A 6,714-nucleotide genomic window follows, 5' to 3' on the forward strand; every position below is an offset into this window, starting at 1 on the left:
GTGCCCACGTTTCGCGGAAACGTCTATCGGCGTTCGAGGATCACTCCGGCAAAAATCTGCCGACCGTCGACGCCGCCACCGGCGTGGTGTGCGCGGCCGAGATCTTCGTCGGCGTGCTCCGCGCCTCCCAACTACACCTAGAGCGGATTCCCATCATTCCGGCTCATAGCCGCATGCAGTGAAGAAACTGGTGCAGTCGTTTGGCGTGACGGCGTCGATAGCGTCGCGGATGGCGTTCCAGAGGTCGGCCAGGGTCCTTGCGGCGGCCTTCTTGAGGGCGGCCTTGATCTTGGCGAAGGCGAGTTCGATCGGGTTGAAGTCGGGACTGTACGGCGGCAGGAGGCGAAGTTCGGCACCGGCAGCCTCGATAGCCTTTTTGACTGCAAGCGGCTTGTGGGCGGGCAGGTTGTCCATGACGACGATGTCTCCGGGTCTGAGCGTCGGCACCAGGACCTGCTCGACATAGGCGAGGAAGGCGACCTTGTTCATCGCACCGTCGAGGGTCATCGGGGCGGTGACGCCGCCGAGACGCAGGGCGCCGACGAAGGTGGTGGTCTTCCAGTGGCCGTGCGGGACCGGTGCACGGCAGCGTTCGCCCCGGAGCGCCCGGCCGTACATCCGCGCCATCTTGGTCGACGCTCCGGTCTCGTCGATGAAGACCAGCCGCTCGGGATCGAGATCGGGCTGGGCCTCGAACCAGGCTTCGCGCTCCGCGGCTACGTCTGCCCGGTCTTGCTCGGCCGCGTGCGCCGTCTTTTTTTGCGCGTCACGCCGTGACGCTCGAAGAACCGATGCACCACACTCACCGGCGGCCGGTACCCGACCGCGTCGGCGAGCCGCGCCGACAGCTCCGCCAGCGTCAGGTCCGGCTCCGCCTCGACCCACCCCAGGATCAGCGCCCGGTGCGCGTCGATGCGATGGGACCGATGGTTGCCGCCCTGCTTCTTCGGCAGGCAGTCGCCAACTTCGCGTACCCGCGCAACCCACCGGATCGCGGAGGACACGCCGACACCAAAGCGAGCCGCCGCCGACCGGCAGGACGAACCCGCCGACACCGCTTCCACCACTCGGCACCGCAGATCGAGGGAAAGAGCTCGGGCCATAAGAACTGGCCTCCTTCACCAGCTCTCACGGTGAATCAGAAAACCCCCTCGATGGGAATCCCAAACCCGATTCAGCTACCGAGGAATATGCTCTAGGCCGAGGCGAGTTGTACCCAGTGGGTGGCGGACTGGATCGGCGCCTCTGTCCGTATGTTCCGGGAAAGAAGCGGCCGCCGGATATCGCCTCGGTTGCCACCGGGACCGCAGCAACTTGAACGTCCGACACCACCCGAAGATCATCGACTGCGACCCAGAGGACCGCGCCTCAGATGGCCGGGATCAAATCGGAACGCCGGCCGGCAGCGATCGGAATAGGCGGCCGGTTCTGTCGGAATCCGCAGTTTGAAGGGCCCAGTCCGCCGGCATGAAGCCGCGAACGCCGACTATACCCTCCATCCGGTGGCATCCGCACCCGCGGAGCAACCGGTAGCTATCGACTTCTCCGCCTCAAACCCGGACCACATTCACAACCCGGGCGCAAAGGCAGCTTTCCGGACGTGTCAACGTGCGGTCCGAAGATATGACGCTGCACCTCGCCCATACCGCTGCCACCGCGCCCACCTGCCGGCGGATCGCCAGCAGTAACCGAACCCCTCAAAATTTTGGAGAGTTCGCCGAAAAGGTGCTCGGCAAGGAGCCGTGATCGGGATCGCGCACCTGGGGCTTTAGGCTGCTACGGGCTTAACTCGTTGATACGCCACCAGAAAAAATCCAAGTCGCGGCCAAGAGGGACGGATCACGGCCCCGGAAAAATGTCAAAATTAAAATGACCACTCCATGAAAATAATTCTTGACACCGACCTATTGTACGGAACGGAAGGCTGACTATTATATCATCTATGGCCATCGCGAGCCGTCGTTTTTGCTCGCTGGTTCTAACATCTGAGTATTTCTTCTTGATGGAGATCCTGCGGTGACGAATACTAATGAACTACTGTGTCTGCCCGCGCCTGGTCGCGAGGCGGCGACCGCGTCCGCCGGTGGAGTAGATCCCGGCGCCGCCGGCAATGTGGAAGGCTTTTCCCGGTCGCTGGGCATCGCTGGTGATGATGATGAAGCCGAAGAGGTGATGTGGTCGGACGCCGCCCGGCAGAATCCGGAACGGCTTAAGAATATGCAGTCGCTGTTCGATGACCTGCGCGCGCGCCTGGCTGCGTTCGATCGCCAGTCCTTGGCCAGCGAAAAGGGCAACACCGAGGAAATCAAGAACATCGCTCTCGACACATTCCCGGTCGTGCAGTGGCTGGTCGAGAGCCCTCCGGACGCTGAAGCGATGGGGTGTAGTAATATCAAGGTTGCGGCTCAGGCACGGCCTATGATCGGCGACAAAGTGTTTGAGTTTGTGTGGCGCGACATTAAATCAAAACTTGGTCGATCCACGAAAAGCAAGATCCGAACAGTCATCTTGGTCGCAATCGCCATCGGTACGACGACGGAGCAGTTCGTGGCCGCCTTCGATAGTCTGGAACGTGCTTATACACGCGCCTTGCCGATCAAAGAGAAGCTGACGGCCGAAGGCGATCTTCCAGACATGGAACTGCCTGAGGCAACTTTGGAGGCGCTGGTGTCAGGGCTTCCGCCTAGGAAGCGCGACCTTGTTGACGCGGCGTTCACCGTTAAGCCGCTTTGCCCGGTCCCTGATGAGGTCCCTATCGGCGAGGAAGTTGAACTCTTGATCCGCTTGGGTGGTCACATCCAAGGCCCGTTAGGGGCGTCAGTCAAAGAGGTCCTCGCCTTGATTGGGAAGTTTGGGGTCGATCTGAGCCGCGTATAGATAAATGGGCGCGCATATATTGCGCGCCTCTCTTTTAGGGCGAAATTATGGAACATAAAATTCTCGGCGTAACCTGCAAATATGTATTGCCCGCGCTGCACGCGGGGAACGTTACGGTGATCCCGTATCCGGGCGGTAAATCTTATGTTGCCTCTGATATTTTCATGGCGGCACCAGACGATGTCGATGCGATCGCCGTACCGTTCTTGGGTGGTGGAAGTCTGTTATTCGCTGCAATCGAGAAGTATGCGAATAGAGAATGCCGAATCATAGCCTCAGACACCTGCGATGTGTTGTATTCATTGTTTGTTGGGTTGCAGAAACACGGGAGGTGTGTGGCGGAGTACCTGAATGGTATCAGGCAACACTATGGTTATGTGACCCGTGAGCTATTTGACCGATGTGTAGTTCTGATTGGCAGCAGCAGCGACATCGTAGAAAAGGCCGTGGCTGCGTATATTTACTTTCGTTCAGTATGGGTATCGGCGGCACGATTTTTTCGAAACTCCGGATATTCTGAGAAGCGCGGACAACGAGCCCTCAGCGATGATCTCATTCGGCGGCTTCCCGTCATGGCGGAGAAGTTTTGTTCAGTAGAATTTCACAATGAAAACTATCAAAACACGCTAAAGCGCGTCCAGATATATGGACATAGAGCGCTCGTGATTGCTGACCCGCCTTACGTTGGGCGAGACATGACGTTGTATAACTGCAACTTCTCGCAGGATCAATTTGCTAGCGATATAGACAGTGGAGCCAGCCAGTTCATGGTTACGCTAGACGTGTCGCCAGAGTCACTGGAGCGATATTCTGCACACAAAAAGGTTTATTACCGCATGAATTATAGTGGCACCGACCCGTTGACCCGTCGCCGAAAAACCGGTGTGGAGCAGCTCATTTACCGTGGCGCTATCTCGGCCGAAAAGATAATGCAGCTTGGCTCCCGGTGGATGATCGAGTGTCCTGAATTGGGCGACGGCGTGGCGAATGATAACGCGGCTTCAGCGGGATAAGGTATTTGGGTGACCGAACGGCGCCCGTGTAGATCGACATCCAATCGGCCGCGGCCGCGTAGGCTTTCGTCTGGATCACGGGGCGTCGCCAAGAGTTTGGTAGAGGCGGTGGGGGGCTGCAATCGGTTTCCCGCCGCCTTGATAGAGAACGTCGCCGCAATCGCGGCTATCCCGATCACGTTTGACGGATACTAGTTGTACTGCGAAAATAGAAGGACGATCAGGACATATGACCGGCATTATACCCGATTTCTGTAGCATTATACGACGCCTAACAGGACAACATCCCAATCGTGGGTCTGTCTGCCGCAGCACAGCCGTACGCTTGAGAATCAGTTCAACCCACGGCACTTTTGAAGTGGCCGAATGTTGCTACAACACCTTCGACGCGATGCCGCCGGAGCATTCATACCGCAACCCTGACGATAGTCGACCGCTGCAAGTCGAGCGTCTTACACGCGTTGAGGTAGAGGTTTCGGGTCCGGATGGCCGCTCAGCGTCCTGTGAGTTACTTGAATTCGGATCGCTACAGATGTGCTATGACTGGCCGATGATCTGCCGAGCGCCAGGAGAGAATTCTGACATCTTTGAGGCACTACACATTGCTCTCGCGAAAAGCGAAGCACCTGTTCACCTTGAGGTGCTAGAAGTCCGGGTGACGCCGGCCTCCGAAAGTGAGATTGCGGCGTGGCAGCGTCACAACGAGCGATGTCGTGCCATCGGACTGGCCATTGAGGCAGCGCAAAACGGTCAGCGCGAATATACAGTGAGAACGGTGCTGATCCAAGAGCGGTCTCGCAGCTTCCACGTGACTGCGGATTCTTGGGCAGAGGCTGCGCAAAAGGTGAGGGAAGCTCATGGGTACCGCTTCTTGGATGAACTGCGCTCATCAGACGAAAGGATAGAGGATATCGATGGCGATGCTTTAGAAATTCTGGAATTTACGCCATCAAATGAATTCATCGAAGAGGTCGTCCGGCAGGCGTCTGAGTCGGACGCGTCACCGCCGCTGACCTGACCCCCAGCTCTCCTCCAGCTCGGATTAGAGCTGGGCGGTTACTTTACGCTGGAGCCCGGTTGAGGCAATGGCCTGCGCAGCGGAGCACGGCAGCTTGCTCAGGTTACTGGCGTGGGGTGGTAGCGGGTAGCACCGTAGGCGGTAGCGTGATTCTTTGGCGGCTGGGTTTCGCGATGAGAGCCTGGCGCCATGGAAGAGCTGTTCGTCAAGGACCGCCTGCGTCTTCTCCTGGATCACTTCGGCGATGTCGGCGATCCGCGGGAGCCGGCGAAGGTGAAGTATCCTCTGCGTCCCGCCCAAGGCTGCCCCAAAGCGGGCGCGCAAGGCTGCGAAGGCGAAGACTGAGGACGCACCAGCTGCGGCCGAATAGGCCCCCGACGGGCCAAAGCCGTCTTCGTATCAGGGCGATGCTGCGGGGGACACTCAAACAGCCTGTCGCTGCGGGTCGGCTTGGTTCCATCGCAGGGCGACCGTTCGATAAGGTGTTGATCTGGGATCAACGTCTCTGCGGCATCGGCCATGGCAGGCATGGGGCGGCCATGCATCATGGTCATCCCGTTTCAGGCGTCTACCCTGCCACCGACACGTCGGGCGGCTGCCAAGGAGCGCCGCAAGTCCGTCAGTGCTCGCTCTGCCGCGACTCGTGCCCGATCTGGCCCAGTGGCAGCGCCTTCGCCGAATACGGCCCTTCCTCCACCATGCAGTACGGTTCTGACATCGCCAAAGTCGAGCCCGATGAGTCCTCGCTGCGAGACGAGTTTCGAGATCGCCTCAATCGAGGTTGTGGCGGACGCGATTGCAGGGTCGAAGAGCGGGGGAGGGGGCGCCGCTCTGGCGCGGTCGAAAGGGAACCCGAGCAGTGCGGCCGTGGAGGCGCCGCAAAGCAGAAATGAACGCCTTGTGATTCGCATCGGGTCTCCTCGGGGCAGGGGCAGCAATCATCATCGCCGGAAGGTCGCATCTGTCGACCGCGCTGGCGTTGCCTCACGCTCGGCGGCGGGACCAGGCCAGAGAGCGGCGTGCTCCGATCCCACTATCGGGCATGCGGCTTGCGCACCTAGCCGGTCCGCTGGAAAGTGCGACCGGCATAGGGGAGACGCGAATGACGGTCGAGCCAGACGCGGCGATCGTGCTGCTCGGCCGCTTTGGCAAAGCCTTCAATTCCGGTGATGTCGGCGGCATCCCCGCATCCGTCACCCGGACTTCGAATGGTGGCCGCCGCAGGGGCGGGACACGCCCGGTGGCCGGAGTGCGCTCGGCAAGGAAGTTGCTCGCAGGCGACCGGATCATCGGTCGGTACCGCTTGACGGGCGAATGGAAGACACACGCGCCGATCGGTTTTCTCGGTATGGCTTAGCGAATGCGGCAATGCCTGTGGCCTTCCTCTTGGTTGCCCGCAACGCGTCACAGAACGGTGCAGACATCTATGGCGCGCGGAAGGACCGGAAGCGTTAGAAAATCGTCCGCCACAACCTTCACAGATTCGAGAAACGTGAGACCCTGATGAACAGAGCGCTGGCCCTCGGCCCGCGCAGTACAACCTCAGGGGATCTGATTGGGACGGACGACAAGGTGGAGTTGGCGCGCCTCGAAGGGGCTGGAGCCAATCGTTCGAGTATGGTTGCTGCGCTTACTGGTCGAACTCGGCGCGGAGAGTGGACTGGTCGGCGACGGCGGGGTGAGCGACAGCCATCTGGCGGAACTGCTGGGGCTGGAGGTGGATGTTTCCGGGAAACATCGCGGCCAAGCGACGGCGCGGCAGCAGCTTCAGTCACTCCTCTCCGCATGTGAAAACGATCAGGCCGC

At 59.9% G+C, this 6,714-nt stretch carries 7 protein-coding genes; 6 read left to right on the forward strand and 1 reads right to left on the reverse strand.

The genetic code is table 11. The features are described from left to right. Positions 1-153 precede the first annotated feature (153 nt). Positions 154-1,103, reverse strand: a protein-coding gene (locus tag ABIE65_RS26195; protein ID WP_502918579.1) for an IS630 family transposase whose coding sequence is annotated in 2 segments (ribosomal slippage) — positions 154-755 and positions 755-1,103 — 951 coding nt in all. Because the reading frame shifts where the segments join, the coding sequence is not laid out codon by codon here. Positions 1,104-2,016: 913 nt separating this feature from the next. Here ABIE65_RS26195 and ABIE65_RS26200 point away from each other — a divergent pair. From ABIE65_RS26200 to ABIE65_RS26225, 6 genes are all read left to right on the forward strand, one after another. Further along, a complete protein-coding gene (locus ABIE65_RS26200; RefSeq protein WP_354081713.1) occupies positions 2,017-2,877 on the forward strand; it encodes a hypothetical protein in 861 nt (286 codons plus the stop codon). 47 nt (positions 2,878-2,924) lie between these two features. After that, positions 2,925-3,890: a DNA adenine methylase gene (locus tag ABIE65_RS26205; protein ID WP_354081714.1), complete on the forward strand. Its 966-nt coding sequence runs from the start codon at positions 2,925-2,927 to the stop codon at positions 3,888-3,890. 532 nt (positions 3,891-4,422) lie between these two features. Next, positions 4,423-4,908 (forward strand): hypothetical protein, encoded by a 486-nt coding sequence (locus ABIE65_RS26210; protein WP_354081715.1) that lies wholly within the window; start codon positions 4,423-4,425, stop codon positions 4,906-4,908. A 189-nt stretch (positions 4,909-5,097) separates the two neighbouring features. Further along, complete coding sequence (locus tag ABIE65_RS26215) at positions 5,098-5,253, forward strand: hypothetical protein (protein ID WP_354081716.1); 156 nt, start codon at positions 5,098-5,100, stop codon at positions 5,251-5,253. A 757-nt stretch (positions 5,254-6,010) separates the two neighbouring features. After that, the gene (locus ABIE65_RS26220) at positions 6,011-6,265 is read left to right on the forward strand and encodes a hypothetical protein (protein WP_354081717.1); all 255 of its coding nucleotides are present in this window, start codon (positions 6,011-6,013) and stop codon (positions 6,263-6,265) included. Between the two features lie 264 nt (positions 6,266-6,529). Then, positions 6,530-6,714: hypothetical protein (locus ABIE65_RS26225; RefSeq protein ID WP_354081718.1), on the forward strand; the 185-nt coding region annotated here is incomplete at its 3' end.

The sequence above is a fragment of the Constrictibacter sp. MBR-5 genome (assembly GCF_040549485.1).
GTDB lineage: Bacteria > Pseudomonadota > Alphaproteobacteria > JAJUGE01 > JAJUGE01 > Constrictibacter.

Bases quoted from the DNA above. Each gene is read 5' to 3' on its own strand.
- ABIE65_RS26210 (WP_354081715.1), top strand. From the start codon at position 4,423: ATGTGCTATGACTGGCCGATGATCTGCCGAGCGCCAGGAGAGAATTCT.
- ABIE65_RS26205 (WP_354081714.1), top strand. From the start codon at position 2,925: ATGGAACATAAAATTCTCGGCGTAACCTGCAAATATGTATTGCCCGCG.
- ABIE65_RS26220 (WP_354081717.1), top strand. From the start codon at position 6,011: ATGACGGTCGAGCCAGACGCGGCGATCGTGCTGCTCGGCCGCTTTGGC.
- ABIE65_RS26215 (WP_354081716.1), top strand. From the start codon at position 5,098: ATGGAAGAGCTGTTCGTCAAGGACCGCCTGCGTCTTCTCCTGGATCAC.